This is a genomic window from Paenarthrobacter sp. PH39-S1 (assembly GCF_030063245.1).
GTDB lineage: Bacteria > Actinomycetota > Actinomycetes > Actinomycetales > Micrococcaceae > Arthrobacter_M.
Genome location: NZ_JASISR010000052.1, coordinates 1 through 20,617 on the forward strand (window position 1 = coordinate 1; position 20,617 = coordinate 20,617).

The window sequence follows — 20,617 nt, forward strand, 5'->3', positions numbered from 1 at the left end:
CAAGGACCTGTCGTCAGCCTGACGCCGCCAACGAAGAACGTCAAGGACCAAACCAAGAAACCCAGAAAAATCAGGCCCGTCGTCAGGCAACGCGACCACCCACGGTCATCCACTGCGACGCGCAACAAGTCTCCTGACCGGGCACACCGGGCGGTGGGGCTTAAGCGTCCTGGGAGTCGGGCCCTTCCGACGGCAACGCCTCATGAGAGCAGTCGTCGCCAAGCGGGGCGTCGAGCCCTGCCGCGGGGGCTATGGGCGTTGACCTGGACTGGGAACTAATCCAAAGGCAGGCCCTGGTCAAATACACGCTCCGATGACACCGGAGTTGTCCCGCTGAATGCGTGGCCCTGCCATGAGTTGGTAGGACCCCGCTTTCAGCTTCGCCGGGCAAATCCCAGCGAAGCCACTTGCCGCCACCGGAAGCGAACGAGCCTTCAGGGAAGATCAGCCAGATGACCTGAAATACGGATCCGAGCCACACTGCCAACTCATGAGGCTCCGGCACGGCGAACGGCACCCATGCGGCGGCCAGCGTCTTCTAGGCCAGCGTGATGCGAAGCGTCAGAGCGAACAGCGCCTCCTTCGACGGCACAGGATGGCACGAGATGAACATCAACACAAGCACGTCATCGATCTGCACCCCTGTCGAACGGGGCATCCGCTCCCGGCTTCTCCGCATCAAGACCGCAGGCCCGCGGACCGGCCCAGCAGGGCCGGAAGTCTCAACAAGAGTTCCCTTGACAGGACCAACCGCCGCCGCTCTCTCATACCCAAACGTACTGCTGACGGGCCCTATTGTGATTCTTGGGCACCGTCAATGTCCTCATAGTTTGTCTGGGTACATGCGCACAGTGGTGTGTCGGCAGTTGGAAGCAGTAGCGGGTCGTGTGGATATTCCTGTGGTTGGGCTGCGGTGAATGGCACACTGCGTGCGAGGCGGATCAAGGTGAGGCTGGCGATGCTGCACCAGGCTAGGTTGGTGATCGCCGAGGGCCGGGCGTCATGGTAGATGCCGTTGATGGCCATGAAGATTCCTCCCCCGAGAAATGCGGCTTGCAGGACATATCCATTGGAGATGCGGTTCAGTGAGAACAAGAGGTACGCCGCGAAGGAGGTAAGAGCGCCGATCCATCCGAGGGCTTCAACAACGTTGTTCAACATGGTCCAGGCTGTTCCTTATCCGCTTGGAGGGTTTGGCATGGTTGGCGGCCCCACACCGTCAACCGAGGGGGGGTATTCACGGGTTTCCAGGCGATGGAAAGGCGACACTCGGGGGCGGGGCGCCCACAGGGTCTGCGTGGCTGAAGCTTCTGATCCAGCCCTAGGGTTGCCCTGGTTCGGACAACCTGTCGGTGCGAGGTCCGGCACCGGCCCCCCATAGAAGGGGTGGGTCAGGGTTTCCCGTTGTGCGAGCAAGTCAAGCTGTTCCTGCCCGGAACGTCCACTGGACTGCCTCGGGGGAGGCCTCGGCGGTGGCATCACGGGCGCTCTTCACAGGGTGACAGCAGCTTCTGGTTCAGGCACAACCAGCCTGCAGTCGTCCCGTTGGCACTCAGAAAACCACGATCGTTGGATCGTCTGCCGCCTGAAATAACAATCGCTTTGCGGGGCAGTCCGGACTCCCGAGGGTGATGATGGTATTAGGCCATTTGGCGGCCGAGACTCGCCTCCTGGCTGGCACCCTCCGCGGTTGTCCTTTCCGGGAGCCGTCCGCCGGCCGTTGGCCTGCACCAAACGCATGGGCGGACATGACTTATTAGGAGCCCGACCAAGAGGTCCCCTTCGTCTGGAGCCCTGGGCTTACCCGTTTCAGGATTTGGAAGCGCTGCTGTAGCGTTCGTCGCGCCAAGCGAGTGCCGCTTTGAGGCCGTCCGCAGAGGCTACCGCGTCGAATTCCTGTTGTTCGGGGGTGTTCGCTCCGTTGATCATGGCCGAGATGTCGATGTTTGCCTTGACGGCGGTTTGAAGTCCTTTGGCTTCGTAGGCGCGGTTAAGTGCCTGCTTGGTCAGTTGCAGGATCGGAAGGGGGGTCGGTGCGATGCGCAGGGCAAGTTCAAGTGCAGCCGAGCCGAGGTCCTCCCGGGGCACGGTCTTGTTGACTAGACCAAGGTGGAGGGCCTGTCCGGCATCGATCGTGTCACCTGTGAAGAGTAGTTCATTGGTTTTCTTCTGGCCGAGCACGAAGGGCATGAGCAGTGTGACCGGTCCGGACCCGTATTGGATTTCGGGCTCGCCGAACTGAGCATCATCGGCTGCGACAACCATGTCGCAGGCCATGGCGATTTCACAGGCCCCGCCGAGGCAGTGTCCCTGCACTACGGCGATGGTGGGCTTGGGCAGGGACCACAAACGCATGCTGACCTCTGAGTCCCGACGCAGCACCGGGAGCCATTGAAGTGGCGTCTCGGTCCCGCTCTCGATTTCGTCGGTCATGTCGAAGCCGGCGGAGAATGAACGCCCGCTTCCGGCGATGAGGACGACTTTGATCGAGTCGTCAGCAGTCGCCTGGGTGATCCGCTTGTCGAACTCGTCGAGCATGTCGGCATTGATGGCGTTGAGCTTCTCGGGGCGGTTGAGGGTGATCGTGGCAACGGGCCCATTGGTTTCGTAGAGCACTACATCAGACATTTGATTCCGGTCCTTCGTCGGTTGTGGGGCAGGTCCCTGGACATTGGCGGGAATGTCGAGGGTTCCTAGGGATGGTTCGTCGGCTTGAGGCTAGGCTGTTTGGTGGAGGATGATGCGTGCGTCGAGGGCGAGTGCCCGGGTGGGGGTGACCGCGATCGGATTGCATTCAATCTCGTCGATTTCGGGATGCTCGGCTGCGAAGCGTGACAGGGTCGCGACCAATTGTGCGGCTTTATCGATGGCAACCGCCGGTTTCCCCCGGAATCCGGTGAGGAGGGCGGCGCCTCTGAGGGAGAGGAGCAGCTCCTTGGCTTGCTCGGTGGTGATGGGGCCCAGTGCGCACCGGGTGTCCTTGAGCAGCTCTGTGTAGACACCTCCGACGCCCACGAGCACGATCGGGCCAAAGGTTGGGTCACGACGGACACCAATGATCAGTTCGACCGCCCCGTCAGTGTCAGCCATCTCCTCGATCGAGCAGCTCGGCGGTGCGAGTCGAGCCTGCACATCGTGCCACGCGGTCAGTAGCCCGTTAAGGTCGGGGATGTTTAATATGACCCCGCCGCTGTCGGATTTGTGCTCATCACCTAAGGCTTTGAGGACCAGTGGGTAGTGAAGGTTGGCGGCTGCGGCCTTGAGCTCGTGAAGGGTGGTGACCTCCGATGCAGGGCTGAAAGGAATACCCGCTGCCGCCAATGCACGGCGCGCCCTGCCGTATCCGGTCACCACCAGCGGAGCTGCTGTTGGTGCCGGAAGCACCGGTAGCGGTTGAGGGGCGAATTGGTGCCTGCGGACCAGTCGGCTCATCGCCCACGACGCGTGCTCAACGTTGCGGTAGACGGCAATCCCGCTCTCACGGAGCGCAACCACCGGGGCCGAGTCGGAAAACATGGTCTGGGCCACGAAGCTGGCCCCCGACCCGGCCACGAGGGAGCCGATGTCGCGGCCGGCCTGTACCTCACCATCCAGGACTGAGGGATCATAGTCGCTGTAGCCGCCGAAAAATCCGGTCATGAGGATTGAGTCCGACTCGCAGCTGGCTACCAGTCGTTTCACGACCCGTGCGAAGCAGGAAATGTCTTGCTCGCCACCACCAGCGATATCGATGGGGTTTGAAATCCCGGCGGTGGGTGGGAGTTCGCCGGCGATCTGCGTCGAGAGGTCGTGGGAAAATTCTTCGACCTGCAGCCCGGCTTCTTCGAGGCTGTCGCTTGCCAGAGAAGCGTGGCCGCCGCCGTCGGCCAATACCGCCACACGTGATCCGGCGGGGGGCCGGGTGCGCACCAAGGCTTGGAGAAGGTTTGCCATTTCCAGTGGGCTGGAAACGAGTTCGGCACCTGTTGCCTCACAGACGGCTTCGAGGACAACATGTGAGGTGACGAGGGACCCGGTGTGCGAGGCCGCCCCGCGGGTGGATGCTGCACCGCGGCCAACGGACAGCAGAACGAGGGGCTTGCCGGCGCGGGCGGCGCGGGCGGCGGCAGCAGCGAACTTACGACCGTCCTTAAACCCCTCGCAATAAACTGCGATGGCGGAGGTGCCCTCGTGATCGACGCAACTGTCGATGAGGTCGGCGACGTCAAGGTCCGCGCAATTACCCAAACTCGCGAAGCGGGACACTCCGAGTCCCTGTTCACAGAGGTGCTCGGCCAGGTCAATCGCAACGTTCCCGCTCTGGGAGATGATCGCTACGGAGCCGGGGCGGAAATCGTTGACTGTGGCATCGAGTCCTGTCGTGTTGTCCAGCACGCCAAGGCAGTTCGGGCCCAGCATGGGGATTCCTGCCCTCCTGAGCCGGGCGACGAGCGCGTCCTGGCGTGCCAGTCCCTCAGCGCCCGTTTCGCCCAGGCCCGCGGTAATCGCCACGATTGCCTTGACTTCGGCGGTGATGGCGTCATCCACGGCCTCGTCGAAACCAGCCGCGGGTACAGCGATCACCGCAAGATCAACCTGGCCTTTCAGTGCGGCCAGGCTATGGGCGGCAGGATGACCGAGAATCGTCGGCCGGGATTTGTTAATGAGATAGGCCTGGCGGCGGGCGCTGTCCCGCAACGCGCGCACGGCAAGCCAATTTCCATACTTCCCGGGATCGTTACTCGCTCCCACGATGGCGATCGAGGTTGGATCGAATAGCGCAGCAAGGTTCCTGCGATAAACAAGCGGGGTACTGGCGGCGGGGGTCATCGAAAGTTCTCCATCTAAAGCGGGGTGTTTAGCCTTGATTGGTCAAGTGGCCAGGACGGACAGAAGCGGTCAGGCGAGCATCTCAGTCCATCCACCCCAGGCCTGCCAGTTCAGCCGGCCTGAGGCAGTTGCACTAGCGTCGGTGGCAGGAATCCAAAGATGGCGGAGGCCGTGCCCGGAATCCTCCGCAACCTCCATGGTCTGCTAGGGGATAATCACGATCTTTCCTTGAACATCACCACTGTCGAGCTTCTTCAGTCCAAGCGCGGCATCGGCCAGCGGAAGGACCGAGTCGATCTGCGGGCGCAGACCGGTGGTGTCCAGCAGCGACAGAAGCTGCTCGAGCTCGCTTCGGGTGCCCATCGTTGATCCCAAGACCCGCAACTGCAGGAAAAAGAGACGATTCAGATCCGCGGGCGGGTTGGGCCCACTAGTCGCCCCGCACGTCACGATCGCACCCCCGGGCTTGAGGGATTTCAATGAGTGCGCCCAGGTGGCCTCCCCGACATTGTCAATGACGGCGTCCACCCGTTCAGGCAGTCGTACGCCGGACTCAAATACTTGGTCGGCCCCGAGCACAAGAGCAGCTTCACGTTTGGCGGCGCTGCGCCCCACCACCCAAACACGCAGGCCCGCGGCTTTCCCCAACGAGATCGCGGCCGTCGCCACCCCGCCACCAGCTCCCTGAACCAGGACCGTTGATCCAGGCGCAAGCCGAAGCTTGATGAACAGCATCCGGTAGGCAGTCAGCCACGCGGTCGGAAGGCAAGCGGCCTCTTCAAATGACAAGGAGGCCGGTTTCGCCACCAAATTGCGTCGAGGCACCAGAATCTTTTCCGCCAAGGTGCCGTCGTAGACTTCCGACAGCAGCGACCGCTTCGGATCAAGGGTGTCATCTCCGACCCAGCCCGGCGAGGTGACAACGCCGTGAACTACGACGTCGTTGCCTTCCTCATCGATGCCGGCCGCATCCCCGCCGAGAATCATGGGCAGCTGATCAGCGCGAATACCCACCCCTCGCAGGGTCCACAGGTCATGGTGATTCAACGCCGCCGCCTTCACGGTGACAGTTGTCCAGCCTTCACGTGGTTCGGGTTCGGGCCGGTCGGCGACAACCAGACCCGACACAGGATCGTTGGCATTAATGGCATTGGCGTAAGCAGCAAGCATGAGAAGGGGCCTTTCCCTAGATTTTATTGAAGTGATCTTGCTATAGAAACGGTTGAAATCCGCTGGCGATCTGAAGTGCTCCCGCTTTTATGGACTCGGTCCTATACAGCACGATGTCAGCCATCGGGTTTCCTTACCCGGTGGGGCAAACGTCGGTTTTCCAAGGATGCGGATGGCGTGCCACAGTCGTCATCTGGAGGGCGGAATAACCCGGACTAGAGGTCGTCGAGTTCGCCTTCAGCGAGCATCAGGGCGTCGGCTGCCAAGGCTTCCTGGGCCTCCTTTGTCGTGTCCAGCGATATGCAGGCGATCAGGTATACGCCGGCCGCGACGGGCAGACCGATGAAAACGGACAGGTCCATGCCGTTGAGCGCGTGCGCGACAGGTCCGGTGAACCACGAGGTACTGAAGAACGGGATCATGCAGGCGAACCCGGCTCCGTACGCGAGCAGTCCCCGCCAGCTCCACCGCCCGTAGATTCCCCGTGGGTTGAAGATCTCCCGTATCGAGTAGTGCGTCTTGCGCACCACGTAGAAGTCGATCAGGTTGATCGCCGTCCACGGAGTCAGCAGGTAGAACAACAAACCCAGGAAGCTGCTGAAGTTGCTCAGGAAGTTATTAGTGGCGGTCAGGGTGAGAACGAAGCAAATGGCGGCGATGATTACCAGTGCCGTGATCCGGGCCGCAGTGGTCGGGCGCAGCTTCTTGATCGAGTCTTTGACGCTCAACAGAGTCAGGGACCCGCCGTAGAAGTTCAGCGATGAGATCGTAATCAGGCCAGGAATGGTAGCGAGCAGCAGAAGAGTCCCGAAGCCCGGGAAGACGTGGTCTCCGAGGGCACGCAGCGCGGGTACCACGTCGAGCTGCATGTTTAGCACTGCGGCGACGGCCCCGAGCAGCATGACCCACGCCCCGCCGAGGAGCGTGCCGGTGTAGGTGCTCCAAAAGGTGGACCGGATCGGGACGGTCGGGGGCAGGTACCGGGAGTAGTCCGAGACGTAGATGGCCCAGCTGAGCTGGTAGGCGGCCGCGGCGATGAACTGGGCGAGGAAGGGCGTCACCTGGAAGTTGGCCAGATCGAACTGGCTCGCCGGTAGACGCACCATAATGAGGGCTCCAACGCTGGCGACCAGAAGGCCGGCGACAAGCGGGAAAGACAGCCAGCGCTGGGCCTTGTGGATCCAGTCATAACCGGCGATAGCCAGCAGTAGGGCCAGCGCCGTGAACACGACATAGGAGACAATCGGCGGCACGTGCGCGATGTCTTCCATCGCCTGACCGGCGAGCACCTGGTTGAACACGTTGTACCCGACATAGCTGACGAGCGCAACGACCCATACTACCAGCGCCCCCATGTAACCGAACTGCGGTCGTGACTGGATCATCTGGGGAAGGCCGAGCTGGGGCCCCTGGGTCGAATGAAAGGCCATGAAGAACGTGCCGAAGGCACACCCGGCGACGATCGCGATCATCGACCACAGCAGATTTGCTCCCAAACTTACACCGATGACCCCGGTCGCAACGGTTGCCAACTGCGCGCCGCCTGTAAACCAGACCGGAAAGAGGTGCCAAACCTTTCCATGCCGCTCCGACAGCGGAACGTAGTCGATGGACCGGGATTCGACCTGAGCGATCCGCCCCAAGGGTGGTGACAGGTCAAGACGCCCGTCAGCGGGAACCTGATCGCCGTCGAGCGACGAGACGTGAGGCCCAAAATCTGGCATAGTCATGGATTTTTCCCTTCGAGTAAAACCACGAAACTACGCGACCGGTGGAGGGTAACGATGATCGCTTCCAACGCAATCACGCCGTGGTGTAGATCACATCGTAGGCATCAACACAGCCAATGATGCATTGTGCTGGAGTATGATAAAAACTCCCCAGACAGTGTTTCGATATGAGATCCTCCGAGCACGTGCAGGAACTGTTGAGAACATCACCGGCGGTGATTTTTCTGGTCAAGATTGGATGAAAAAGCCACATGTCGTTGTCATTGCGTGAGCTGCTGCAGATTCCTCAAATCTCTACCGACCTGCTTGCCGGAGCCGAGGGCTTGGACCAGCCGGTGGTGTGGGCTCACGCCTGCGAGATGCCAGACCCCTGGGACTGGCTTGGGCCGCAAGAACTACTCCTGACCATCGGGTACTGCGTACCACGCAGGGCCGAACAGCAGGCCATGTTCATCCGCACGCTCGCACAGGCAGGCGTCGCCGGGATGGTGGTGCATGGTGAACCGCCAATGCCCAGAATCACCCAAGCGATGCTCAAGGCCGCCGACGAACTCTCGTTCCCGGTGCTGCGCTCCGGCAACGCGACCCCTTACTCCGTCATTGCGCGTGCAGTAGCCAGCGCCAACCAGCACGAACAACTGCATCGTCTGGGCAGGCTGTCCCGTCTAAGCACTGTGCTGAGCGACCCTGCGAACACTTCCCGAAATTTGCCGCTTGGCCGGATCGCCGATGAACTCGGACACCGGGTCTACGTGCTCGACGCCACGTCAGGCACACCAATCTTCCCCACCCCCGAACCGGTCGACCCACGCGTTAGTGCGGCGATAGTTGCCCAGGCCACGCCAGACGTCAAGCGCCTTCCGGGCCGCCTACATATCGATTTGGAAGAGCAGTCGGTGACTTGTTTCCCGGTACCCAGCAGCCGTCGAGCGGCCCTTCTCGTCGTCTTCGACAACGAAGCGCATCGGATGGACCCTTTTGCCGTTCTGCACGTAGCGAACCTGATCGCGATAGAGATCGAGCGACTAAGTGTCGCCTACGACATACGGCGACAACGCTCCTCGGATCTGATGCGCCAGCTGATCGATGGCCGGCTCGACAGCGAGTCCGCGACCCAGCAGCTCAAGGAATATGGCCTCTTCAGGGATGGACTTGTCGCCGCAGCCCTGCCAGAGGGATACCTCGCCCCCGACCACCTACTGATGGACCAGGACTTCCCTTATCTCATGACCGAGGACAACGGACACGAGATCATCCTGCTCCGCCGTCAGGACATCCCGACCCTCGTTGATCTTCTCAGCCCGTCCCTCGCGATCGGGACCTCCGACGTCATTCATGCACTTACACACATCAACGACGGAGTACGCGCCGCGAAATGGGCGCTGGAAAGCGCAAGCTCGCAAGGGGGAGGCCACGTCGACTACGCCAGCACACACCCGCCGTTCCTCCCGCGAACAGTCACCGAGGCCCTCGACCTGGTCCGCACGGTGCTGGGCACGATCTTGGACTACGACAGCGAGCATGAAACAAAACTCGTTCACTCCCTCGAGGTCTACCTTTCCTGCGACCGCTCATGGAAACAAGCAGCCACCGTCTTGAACATCCACAAGCAAACCCTCGGCTACCGCCTGAACAAGATCGAGTCCCTCAGCGGCCGCCGGCTGGCCAGCACCGCAGACATCGCTGAGCTGTGGCTAGCGGTGCTCGCACTCCGCGTTATCGGCGAGGAGAAGAATCCGTAATGACCAGACCCAATCAATACCCCCATGTGGCCGCGGGACGTGGCCGCCATGTTGAACCGATTTTGGTCTATGGCTCCAAGCGTCCCCTGGCGTCTGCTATTCTCTGTGGAAACGTCGTCCTGGAACCCGCTCACAGAACCATTCCACCCAACTCCAGATGGCTACCCGTGGATAACCCACAATGGACCTAGGAACTATGATGCTTGAACGATCCGGTGACCATGACTTTGGCTATGAGCTCCACGAAGGTTCGCCGGTGCGTATCCAATGGCATTTCTATGGCCAATCGGAGTTGCCGGTCGCGGTGCAGACCTGGGAAATCCCAGCGGGCGGATTCGAAGGTATGCATGCCCATACGGAGAACGACATCCCGCTGGAGGAGATCTACATCGTCATAGAAGGTACTGGATGCATGCGCGTCGATGACGAGACCTTCGACATAGCTACTGGAGATTCGGTGCTAGCCCGCGTTGGGACGAGCCATGATTTGCGCAATACCGGCAACGGGCCGCTCAAATTACTGGTCGTCTGGGGAAACCCGGGGACAGCGGACTATTCGAATTTCGGCTCCGCCAAGCTGGCACAGGCCGCACGTGCAACCTTTTCCGCGAATAGGCCTGCATAGGGACTCTCTTCGATGTTTGCGGCAAACACATGAACAACGTCGTTTGCGAACGTCCAGCGTCTCAATAGGAGAGACGAACAGGGCGGGGCGGTTAAAGGCGAAAACCCCTAAACATAAGGAAGAAATGTTTGTCACAGCCATAACGCTGCTCTGGCAACGCAAATGACCTCCTGCCCTCGCTCAAGCGCTTGGCGGGCAACCTCATAACCAAGCCAGGCAGCACCACCCAGAATTAGAAGCCTCATGTGCCCATCACTCCGGCTACGCGCTTGCAGAGATAGAGGTTCATCCGTCAGCGGATGTTCAGCGCTGCAGGAGTCTCTGAAGGATGTAGGTTTCACCGTAGGACAAATCTACGGAGGCTCGCATCGCCGGCCCGTCGTCGAAGGAGACGGTGAGTTCCTCGTCGCCGTTCTACATGCCGGAGCCACATGAATTGGATCGGTGGCTCGGTTCCGTTTTTCAGGTCCGCTGCCTGATCTTCCCTGAGGGCTCGTTCGCTTCTGGTGGCGGCGAAAGGATTCGCCGGGATTTGTCCAGTGAAGTTGAAAGCGGGGCCCTACCAACTGATGGTAGGGCCCCGCTTTCAGCAGGACAGCTCCGGTGTAATCGGAGCGTGTATCTGACCAGGCCTGCTTTTCGATCAGTTCCCAGTCAAGGTCAACGCTTAATCCAGGCTTGTCCGATGCCCTCACAAGTCCGTTGGAATCTATGCGGATCGGGTCAAGCGCGGCGTACTCCATCCGTTCCAATGGCATGGCCTGTTCAAAGTAGCGGCAATTGGGGAACGCGAGCATGAGGTGCAGGTGGCGGCTTGGGAGCGGATATAGCCCCACGACTGCAATTCGACATTCATCGAATGTGCCCGGGCGGCGGATACGATGCGTTGGTTCCGGTGACCGGCACGAGCCAACCGCCACGCCGCCCCGGTCCTCGCCAGGGGTCAATATTGGATCGGCAAAAAGGGATCAATCTGATCGCCCCACAGGGTTTGAGGTGCTCGGCCTCGGCACTGCAAAGGAGCATGGCGATCGCAACGATGAAGTCACCAGCCCATCGCTCGGCGGTTGAGGCGTTCGAGGTGGAAAAGTCAAATTGCTAGGGCCCCGGGCATGCGCCGGCAAGCACTGCCGGACATCCTGTTCCCACAGCAACTGGTTCACGACAGCTGCTGCGGAACCTGCGTTACCTTGAGCCGCGACAGAGAGGGCAGCACACAATCTTGCGCTCAACACCACCCAATAGCTCTACCTCGGACCCGGTGAGTTCCGGCGGGGACCTGGTCACGGACGAGCCGTTCCAAGGGATGCCTTGCGAACTTATGTCTGAGCATATGCGGGTGTACTGCGGAATCCCGGGCCCAGAGAACTTGCGGATCTTGGTCGATGTCCGCCGTCGCGCGACGTTCTTGGCCGCGGTCGCATGCACTCTCTTCATCCCCACCGTCTACGACGCAACGGACCCGCTAATCGGCGGCCGCAACCATATCGGCCTGGTCCTCGTGATCGCCATGTTGATCAGCTTCTGGCAATTTCACACCGCCACGGTGCTCGCCATTTTTACGGACAGAGTACGACGGCGGCACTACCTCGTGCGCGGACGGTGGGCCGTCGCTGTGGCGGCGACGGCCGTCGTCGTCGGCTTCAGAAGCAGCCACGTCGACGCAACGAACCACCTTCTGCCTCCCGCCCACGCCAATCAGCCAGGCATGCAGCTGTTCTTATGGGCAGGTTCAGGCTTCATCATCTGGGTCTGCGGCGAGCCAGCAGCAAACCATCTGCGTTTCCTGCCCAAAGTGGACTCTCCCCGCTTCAAGGCCGGATTCGGCTGCTTTGCCGGAGGATGCATATTCATGGGTCTGTCCCTGGCAAATCGGCTGACTCTCGGTTAGGGCTGTTCACTTCTTTGACCACTGCGCCCCGTGACGTGAGGTAGAGTGCCACTCCTGCACCGTAAGAGCCTGTGCCCTCGACAGCGACGGCCGCAATCACGCCGAAGGACCGCATCCAGTTCCACAAATCCAAATATGAATCGGCATAATGCCGCAGGACTGGGTTGCCACCAGCTGCCCCAGATGGTCGATGACCGCCGCCCCATGGATGTCCTTGTGCGTGTTAATACCTGTATAGATACCGGGAACCACTGCCGACAGATCCAAACGAAGATACGACGGTCAGTTGACAAAGCGGGACAGGCAACAGCCCCCGGCACCCACATACCATTCTTAGTGTTGACACCGTGGTTTGTGAGTTTTGGCGCGCAGGTGAATGCATGCCAAAAGCTTTTCCTGAAGAGTTCCGCCCTGTTCCATGAGCGATGGAGGCGGACGGATGCTAGGCCGATCCCAGGGCGGCAAGCACCGACATGGCCTCCTGAACGACATCCGTCACGGGGAACGACGGCCGGTTAACGCCGGCCATCTCCTCCATGACACGGACCACCTGACAGCTGTAACCGAACTCGTTGTCGTACCAGACGTGGAGACCACCTCGGGTGAGTCAATGTAATCGATCTGCTTGCGCAGGTCCGAGTGCAGTGACATCTCACGAAGGTAGTTGTTCACCTCGTCCTTGGTGGTTCCGTTTTGGAGGCTGAGGTTCAGGATGGCCAGGGAAACGTCCGGAGTGGGGACCCGGATGGAGCTGCCCGTGAGCTTACCCAGCAGTTCGGGCAGCGGCTTGGCCACTGCCTGGGCAGCACCGGTTTCGGTAATCACCATGTTCAGCGCGGCGGAGCGGCCGCGCCGGTCACCCTTGTGGAAGTTGTCGATCAGGTTCTGGTCATTGGTGAACGAGTGGACAGTTTCCACGTGGCCGTGGATCACGCCGAACCTGTCATTGATGGCCTTTAGGACCGGAGTGATGGCGTTCGTAGTGCAGGACGCCGCGGACACGATCTGGTCCGTGTCTTCGATGGTGCCGTGGTTGATGCCGTGGACGATGTTCTTCAGCTGACTCTTGCCCGGAGCGGTCAGCAGTACCCGAGCAATACCCTTGCTCTGAAGGTGCTGGGACAGTCCTTCAGCGTCACGCCAGCGGCCGGTGTTGTCCACCAACAGGGCATTCGTGATGCCGTAGGCGGTGTAGTCAATGGTGGCAGGGTTGTCCGAGTAGATGACCTGCACCTGGACCCCGTTGGCCGTGATGATGTCGGCATTCTCGTTGATCCGGATAGTGCCCTCGAAGGAACCGTGAACCGAGTCGCGGCGCAGAAGGCTGGCACGCTTGGCAAGGTCGTTGTCGGACCCGCGGCGGACCACAATGGCGCGCAGGCGCAGGCCATGGCCACCACCGGTCTTTTCGATTAGGAGGCGGGCCAGCAGCCGGCCGATGCGGCCGAAGCCGTAGAGCACGACGTCGGTGCTGGTACGGTCGTCACCGCCGCTCTTGCCCACGATCTCGGTGAGCTCGGCACGAAGGAATTCCTCGAGGGTTGCACCGTTGCCCTCTTCCTTGAACTTCTGGTTCAGGCGCGCGATGTCGATCGCGGCCGAGCCCAGCTTCAGCTGCGCCAATGTGTTCAGCAAAGGGGCAGTCTCCTCCAGGAGCAATTCGTCCTTACTGATCCTGCGCGCGAAGCGATGCGCCTAGAGGCAATACCGTTTACTTAGGTTTGGGAATTCGTTTGAGTGGCCAGTTGGACATTTTGCGTTTGATGGCCCGTGGGTTGGTTCTGGGTCTTCGCGGGGGGAGCAGCTCGTGGAGGATTTCGGTGGCGAAGGCCACGAAGCTGTTTTTAGCGTGATGGTGAGGGGGGAAAGGCCGGGCTGTCGGCGAGGGAACGCCTGGCAGCCCGGAGGGTCCTGGTGAAGGAAATCCTGAGGGGGTCTTCCTCGAAGTGTTGGGCGACGCCGGCGATCAGGGATCTGAGCGCGTAGTGGACGCAGAGATATCCGTAGATTTCCTGGAGCACTCCGTCCGGGGTTTTGGAACGCAGCACGATCGATGGTCCGCGCTGGTGGGTCTTAAGCTCGTCGAAGCATGATTCGATTTCCCAACGCTTGGCGTAGAGCCCGGCCAGGTCCTCCACCGGTGCCCCTTCGGGGTCCAGGATGGTGGTGATCAACCGGAATTCGCTCGTGCTCTCACCTGTGGTGACGGTGTATTCGATCACCCGGACCGTGATCGCACCGGTTTTGTTCCGGCGGCCCTTGGTATCGGGATACAGGACCGAAAGATATGATCCGTCCGGCAGTTCCTGGGCCACGGGCAGCAGGGCCGAGGTCTTCATCCGCCACAACAGCTGCGCCCCGTCCGCGGCGCTGTCTTTCCAGGCCGTGTAGCTGAAGAAGCCGCGGTCGGCCATCAGCAACATGGTCGGATCCAGGCGGTGGCGCAGGGCCGGATACATGTCGTGCTCGCTGGTCGTGCAGCTGGCAGCGACCGCCCCGATCACAGCGTGCGTGCCGCACTCCACGAGACCCAGGACCCTGGCCTGCGGGAAGGCGCTCTTGGCCTCGGATTTGGTGCCGGGACGGCCGTAAGCGCGTTCATTGACCGTCGTATCGGCGATGTCCAAGGTCGTGCCGTCCACGCTGACCAGCCGCCATGACTTGTAGAAACCAGGACCACCCGCAACGGCCAGCGGTTGGGCGACCTCGGTGAAGAGCTCGATCATGACCGTGGAGCCAAGCCTGGTCCTGGCCTTGAAAATAGCGGCCTTCGTCGGCATGACCCAGCCGTCGAAGCGCCCGGTGATCCAGTCCAGCCCGGCCAGCAACGACCGCATCACCTCCTCATAGGACCCGGCCGAGAACAACGCCATCGCCATCACGTAGTACACCATCAACCGCGCCGGCAGCAGCCGGGTGCGCTGCTGCCCGGCACCGGTCCGGGCGATCACCTTGTCCACCACATCAGGGGCGAAGACACGCGTCAGCACGCCCAGAGAGACGTGATCACTCAACCGTTCAGAACTTTCGGGCTTCACCCAACCGCTACGTGCCATAAAAAAAGATTAACAGACAAAATCCTAAGTAAACGGCATTGCAGCTAGGCCGGTCACGCTGGCCACATGCAATGATGCTTCCATGAGGACAACGGATCCAGGCCGCGAGGCCGGGCAACAATTGTGTTGGTGCTGTGGCCGAAAGTTCCCTGAAGCAGACATCCTCCGCCTAGGGGCCAGGCCCGAGGTCGGGGTTTGCGTCAACTGCACCATCTCGCTGCGCCGAAGAGCCCGGGAACGGATGGCAGAAAACCAGGGTCCTTGGTGCCGGTGGCAGGCACGAGTTCTTCGGCGGGGCCGGGAATTTATCATGGAGCACCATTGGCACGAGCGCCCCGTCATCGGCCCAGCACTGCGCTGGATCAACAACCACCTTCCCTAGACCTGCCACAAATACTGCGCCTGGACGGCGGCAACCGCGCCACAGAGCGTTCCGCTTGCGGACACGCAATCGCAGTGCAGACGGCTTCTGATATTCCGTGCAGTCGACTCCTGAAAATGACACTGGACATGGCTGGTTTCTTCGACTTAAAATATGTCAGAACTCGACTACGGAAACTAATATAGTCAATTCATGGTTTGTACCGTTGTTGACGATGAGGAGATGGGACATGAATCTGATTGGCTACGCCAGGGTCAGCACGACTGACCAGTCCCTTGATTTGCAGCTGGATGAGCTGGAGGAAGTCGGGGCCTTCAAAGTCTTTTCCGATCAGGCCTCGGGTGCCACTCAGGAGCGGCCGGCCTGGGAAGAATGCCGGGCTTACTTGCAGCCCGGAAACGTGCTGGTGGTCAATGACTTGACCAGGCTCGGCCGCAACGCGGCCGACCTCGCAAGCATCGTGTCCTCTCTGGCAGAGCAGAAGGTTGGTTTTCGTTCGTTGAAGGAGCCGTATCTGGATACTTCAACATCCCATGGATTGATGATCTTCCAGATATTCTCTGCACTGGCTGAGTACGAACGGAACCGATTGCGGGAGAGGACGATGGATGGCCTCAAGGCAGCCAAAGCGCGTGGCCGCACGGGTGGCCGGCCAACAAAAATGACACCAGATAAGGCAACAACTGCCCATCGTATGCGGACAGAAAAGCGCACAATCGCCGCGATCGCCAGCACCATCGGGGTCAGTGAGTCCACGGTCGTCCGGGAGCTAGCTAAGGAGCGGAAGTCGTTGAGGGAAGGCAGCAAAAAGCTGGAGTAGAGACGCCAAACACCGCCCCGCCCCGTTACCGTGGTAGCAATATCCGTTGAAAAGGGGACCCGGGCGTGGCACGCAGAAAGACCAAGTACGACATAGACGGCCAAATGAGTTTGGATTCACTGTGGTCAGAGCCGGAGGAGATACGCAATGAACACGCACGGGCGACACGCCATGGAAACGATGCAGAACCACGACCCGGAAGCGTTCAATCAGATCCAGCATCCCGAGGAGTACTTTTCGACTCTGGGGGACCAGATTCAGGAACAAATCTGGAACAGGACAGAGGAACTGCTGCCCCAACGAACCTTGGACCAACCCCCGATGGAGTTCATCGGTCTATCGAATATGGCCAGGCTCAGGGCGCGGGAGATGGTGTACCAGGAGATGATCTATTCGTCCCTGCCCCCGGAGCCGGAGGAGATGGAAGACTTCACACCCCTGACAGACGGGACGGACAGCGAGCTGGATCGGGAGAACAGCCAACAGTAGAGCCCGCAGCGCAAGGCCAGTCATTCCGGCCAGCGTCCCAGGCTGATTTGGCCCCATCGGGGCAGAAGGCCCGGTTCGCGGCCAACTATGAAGCCATCCGGATTGTCCGAGTCCTGGAGTCCGGGCAGCGTGCTGCCACGGTTGAGGAACAGCGCAGCCTTGCCCGATGGTCGAGCTGGGGAGCGGTCCCGCAGCTTTTCGACAAGGACGATTGGGCACAGGAACGTGCCAAGCTACGCGAGGTACTGACCGATAAAGAGTATGACGCGGCCTCGCGGACAACGATCAACGCCCACTACACGGATGCCGGAATCGTCCGCCGGATGTGGTCAGCGGTTGAACAGCTGGGATTCACCGGCGGGCAGGTACTCGAGCCGGGGTCAGGGTCGGGGACGTTCATTGGCATGGCACCGGCCGGGGCGCAGATGACCGGGGTAGAGCTGGACCCGCTCACCGCCTCCATTTCCCGGGCGCTCTACCCGCAGGCAACGATCCGCGCCGAGTCCTTCGCGGACACCCCGCTACAGAAGAAATCGTTTGATCTGGCCGTGGGCAATGTTCCCTTCGGCAAGACCGCCTTGTACGACAAGACATTCAACCCGAACAACCACTCGATCCACAACCACTTCATCATCAAGTCGCTGGAAGCCGTCAAACCCGGTGGCTACGTCGCGGTGCTGTCCTCCAGCTTCACCCTGGATGCTGCCAACCCCGCAGCGAGACGAGACATGAGCGCCATGGCAGACCTTGTGGGAGCCGTCAGGCTGCCCACCGCAGCCCACCGCCGAGCAGCCGGCACCGATGCCCTCACCGATGTCCTGATGTTCCGCAAGCGTGAGCCAGGACGGGTGCCGGCCAACACCGACTGGGAAACCGTGGGGCCCTTGATCATTGATGGAACGAACATCAAGATCAACAACTACTTCGCAACTCACCCGCACAACGTTCTTGGCAGGATCACTATCGGAACCGGAATGTATGGCGCGGAAACGGTCAGCGTCAAAGCCGACGGCGACCTGTCCGCCGCGCCGGCCTTACTGGGGGAGCGGCTGCAGGAAATCACGACCCAAGCACTGGCCGAAGACCGAGGCCACCGCCCCAGCCAAACCGAAGCCGGCAAACAGCCGGCCGCCATCCTGCACACCAGCCAAGCTGCATGGGATGGAACAATTAATGCAGAGATAGATGGCTCGTTCAGCATCGTTGAAAACGGTGCTCCCACTCCCTTCACGTTCCCGAAGACCCACGCGGTGGAACTGCGACAGCTGTTGGTGCTACGCGACGGCGCGCGGGCCTTGATGGAGATGGAGGCAGCCGATCGGAATGACACGCCTGAACTCGCGACGAAGCGGGCGGACCTTGTGTCCAGCTACGACAGCTATGTTGAGAATTACGGCCCGGTCAACCGTTACACGCTCCGGGAGAAGATTGACCAGGAAACGGGCGAAACACTCCTCACCCGCATTTCTCCGACTGCAGTTGCAAAACTGCGCAAGGTTGACCCTTTCGGAAGCCTTCCGGGAGCCCTTGAAAACTTTAACGATGAAACACAGGAAGCTTCCCTGGGCGGGCTGCTGCGGCACCGCCAGGTGCAGGTACGCAAGCCCGTGTTGGGTGCCGACACCATTGATGAGGCCTTGGCTATTTGCCTGGACACCTATGGTGCCCCTGACCTGGACGTCATTGCCGATCTGGTGGGCAGCACACCGGAGGAAGCCCGGGAGCAGCTGGGCATGCTCGTCTTTGACGACCCGGCTGCCGAGGCTCTGGTGACGGCGCCGGAGTATCTGTCGGGCAATGTCAGGGTTAAGCTCGACGCGGCCCGGGCGGCTGCGGGTGAGGATCCGCGGTGGAACACCAACGTGTCAGCCCTTGAAAAGGTACAACCGGTTCCCGTGGGCATGGAAGATGTTGAAGCCAGACTCGGTGCTGTTTGGATCAGCGTTGCGGATCATCAGCGATTCGTCCGCGAAACCCTGGGCGACCGGTCAGCGACGGTGACGAGCGTCGGCAGTGGTATCTGGCGGGTGAAGGCCAACCGCAGCTCGTTGAAGGCCACCAGCGAATGGGGAACCCAGCGCCGGCCCGCCCCGGACCTGCTGCAAAGCATCCTGGAACAAAAGAGCATCCAGGTTGAAGATAAGGACGATGACGGCAAGCAGGTTGCCAACCTTGAAGAAACCGAAGCTGCCCAGGAATCGGCCAACCAGCTGCAGGAATGCTTCTCGGAATGGGTTTGGGAGGAACCAGAGCGGGCCACCCGGTTGATTGATGAATACAACCGACGGTTCAACTCCATCGCATTGCGCGATTACACCCAGGAAGGCCAGCGCCTCACCCTGCCCGGGCTCGCCGCCTCGTTCACCCCACACGGGCACCAGCGCACCGCCGTGGCCCGGATTATTTCCGAACCGGCCGTGGGGCTTTTCCATGAGGTCGGGGCCGGGAAGACGGCCGAGATGGTTATGGGGGCGATGGAACTCAAACGCCTGGGCATGGCGACCAAACCGATGATCGTGGTTCCCAACCACATGTTGGAGCAGTTCACCCGCGAGTGGCTGGAGCTGTACCCGCAGGCACGGTTACTCTCCGCCGGCAGTGATGACCTCAAGACGACCGGGACGAACAGCAGCACCCGCAGGCGTTTTGTCTCCCGCGCGGCAGCGAACGACTGGGACGGCATCATCATCACCCAGACCGCGTTCAAGAGCATCGGCGTCAGGGCCGAAACGATCGAGGAATACCAGCACTCCCTGATCAGTGACGTCCGCGAAACGATCACCAACGCCATGGACTCGGGGGAAGACAAGACCACGGTCAAAAAACTGGAAACGAAGCTTCAAGCCGAAGAAGAACGGATGAAGAAGCTCATGGACACGGCCCCCGATCCGGGGCTGACGTTCGAGGACATGGGTGTGGACTATCTGTTTGTGGACGAGGCCCACGACTTTAAGAACCTGCGTACGGTCACGAACATTAAGGGCGCTGAAATCGGTGGCTCGATCCGTGCGACCGACATGCACCTGAAACTGGAATACCTGCGCGCCACCCACGGTGAGCGCGTGGCGACCATGGCCACGGGAACTCCCATCGCCAACAGCCTGACCGAGGCGCACGTGATGCAGCGGTACCTGCGCCCTGACCTCCTCAAAGATGCCGGGGTGGAGAACTTCGACATCTGGGGTGCGACGTTCGGTGAAACCGTGACGGCCATCGAGATGGATGCCGGCGGCCGGTTGAAGAACAAGGCACGCTTCGCTAAGTTCAAGAACGTCCCGGAAATGCTGCGCACCTTCCACGTCTTCGCGGATGTGAAGCTCTCCGAAGACCTGAACCTGGCCACCCCTGACCTGGTGAAGCGCTCCAGTGATGGGGAGCGCCAGCCCGAGCTGGTCCTGATCCCGCAGCCACCGGAGCTGGCAGAGTACATGGACGAGTTGGCCCACCGCCTGGACAACCTCTCAGGCTGGGCGCAAAAAGGGCAGGACAACGCCCTGACCGTCTACAACGACGGCCGCAAGGCGGCCCTGGATTTGCGCATGGTGAACATCGAGCCGCAGTCCGCCACGAAAATCGACCACGTTGTCGCGAACACCCTAAAAGTCTGGGAAGCGAACCGCGACAACCAGTACGAGACAGCATTCAACTCCGGTGATATCTCCGAGCAGCGCGGCGCCCTGCAGCTCATCTTTTGCGACATGAGCACTCCCTCAAAAGACAAAGACCCGGACGGACAACCGGTGTGGACGGCCTACCAACAGATCAAGGATCAACTGTGGAGCGTACCCGGTTTGATGGACGGGGTGGGGGTTGGTCCGGGTTCCCGACTGTAGGAGACTACTTTTATGGGTTCCACTCGCAGGAGCTTCACTGATGAATATAAGCGTGACGCGGTAGCGTTGG

At 60.8% G+C, this 20,617-nt stretch carries 12 protein-coding genes and 1 pseudogene; 6 read left to right on the plus strand and 7 right to left on the minus strand.

Annotated elements, in window-relative coordinates:
- Positions 1–792 precede the first annotated feature (792 nt).
- The 5 genes from QMG52_RS20065 to QMG52_RS20085 all read right to left on the minus strand — a co-directional run bounded on the left by QMG52_RS20065 (position 793) and on the right by QMG52_RS20085 (position 7,709).
- Complete coding sequence (locus tag QMG52_RS20065) at positions 793–1,161, minus strand: CBU_0592 family membrane protein (RefSeq protein WP_283562187.1); 369 nt, start codon at positions 1,159–1,161, stop codon at positions 793–795.
- Between the two features lie 648 nt (positions 1,162–1,809).
- Positions 1,810–2,628 carry an enoyl-CoA hydratase/isomerase family protein gene (locus QMG52_RS20070; protein ID WP_283562188.1) on the minus strand — a complete coding sequence of 273 codons (819 nt, stop codon included), beginning with the start codon at positions 2,626–2,628 and terminating at the stop codon, positions 1,810–1,812.
- A 90-nt stretch (positions 2,629–2,718) separates the two neighbouring features.
- Positions 2,719–4,809 carry an acetate--CoA ligase family protein gene (locus tag QMG52_RS20075; RefSeq protein WP_283562189.1) on the minus strand — a complete coding sequence of 697 codons (2,091 nt, stop codon included), beginning with the start codon at positions 4,807–4,809 and terminating at the stop codon, positions 2,719–2,721.
- Positions 4,810–5,013: 204 nt separating this feature from the next.
- Positions 5,014–5,979 carry a zinc-binding dehydrogenase gene (locus QMG52_RS20080; protein ID WP_283562190.1) on the minus strand — a complete coding sequence of 322 codons (966 nt, stop codon included), beginning with the start codon at positions 5,977–5,979 and terminating at the stop codon, positions 5,014–5,016.
- Positions 5,980–6,194: 215 nt separating this feature from the next.
- The gene (locus QMG52_RS20085; RefSeq protein ID WP_283562191.1) at positions 6,195–7,709 is read right to left on the minus strand and encodes a purine-cytosine permease family protein; all 1,515 of its coding nucleotides are present in this window, start codon (positions 7,707–7,709) and stop codon (positions 6,195–6,197) included.
- Between the two features lie 251 nt (positions 7,710–7,960).
- Between QMG52_RS20085 and QMG52_RS20090 the strand changes: the two genes are divergently transcribed.
- From QMG52_RS20090 to QMG52_RS20100, 3 genes are all read left to right on the plus strand, one after another.
- Positions 7,961–9,451 (plus strand): PucR family transcriptional regulator, encoded by a 1,491-nt coding sequence (locus tag QMG52_RS20090; RefSeq protein ID WP_283562192.1) that lies wholly within the window; start codon positions 7,961–7,963, stop codon positions 9,449–9,451.
- 196 nt (positions 9,452–9,647) lie between these two features.
- Positions 9,648–10,076: a cupin domain-containing protein gene (locus QMG52_RS20095; RefSeq protein WP_283562193.1), complete on the plus strand. Its 429-nt coding sequence runs from the start codon at positions 9,648–9,650 to the stop codon at positions 10,074–10,076.
- A 1,321-nt stretch (positions 10,077–11,397) separates the two neighbouring features.
- On the plus strand, positions 11,398–11,967 hold the full coding sequence (locus QMG52_RS20100; RefSeq protein WP_283562194.1) for a hypothetical protein: 570 nt from the start codon (positions 11,398–11,400) through the stop codon (positions 11,965–11,967).
- Between the two features lie 442 nt (positions 11,968–12,409).
- Here QMG52_RS20100 and QMG52_RS20105 read toward each other — a convergent pair.
- Positions 12,410–13,662 (minus strand): annotated as a pseudogene (locus QMG52_RS20105) (glyceraldehyde-3-phosphate dehydrogenase); the annotation flags it as partial.
- Positions 13,663–13,811: 149 nt separating this feature from the next.
- The gene (locus QMG52_RS20110; protein WP_283562195.1) at positions 13,812–15,023 is read right to left on the minus strand and encodes an IS4 family transposase; all 1,212 of its coding nucleotides are present in this window, start codon (positions 15,021–15,023) and stop codon (positions 13,812–13,814) included.
- 611 nt (positions 15,024–15,634) lie between these two features.
- Between QMG52_RS20110 and QMG52_RS20115 the strand changes: the two genes are divergently transcribed.
- The 3 genes from QMG52_RS20115 (at position 15,635) to QMG52_RS20125 (ending at position 20,547) form a co-directional block, all read left to right on the plus strand.
- Entirely contained in the window at positions 15,635–16,225 is a 591-nt protein-coding gene (locus QMG52_RS20115; RefSeq protein ID WP_283562196.1) for a recombinase family protein, read from the plus strand.
- Positions 16,226–16,372: 147 nt separating this feature from the next.
- Positions 16,373–16,714 carry a hypothetical protein gene (locus tag QMG52_RS20120; protein ID WP_283562197.1) on the plus strand — a complete coding sequence of 114 codons (342 nt, stop codon included), beginning with the start codon at positions 16,373–16,375 and terminating at the stop codon, positions 16,712–16,714.
- A gap of 47 nt (positions 16,715–16,761) precedes the next feature.
- Entirely contained in the window at positions 16,762–20,547 is a 3,786-nt protein-coding gene (locus tag QMG52_RS20125; RefSeq protein WP_283562198.1) for a helicase-like domain-containing protein, read from the plus strand.
- Positions 20,548–20,617: the final 70 nt, after the last annotated feature.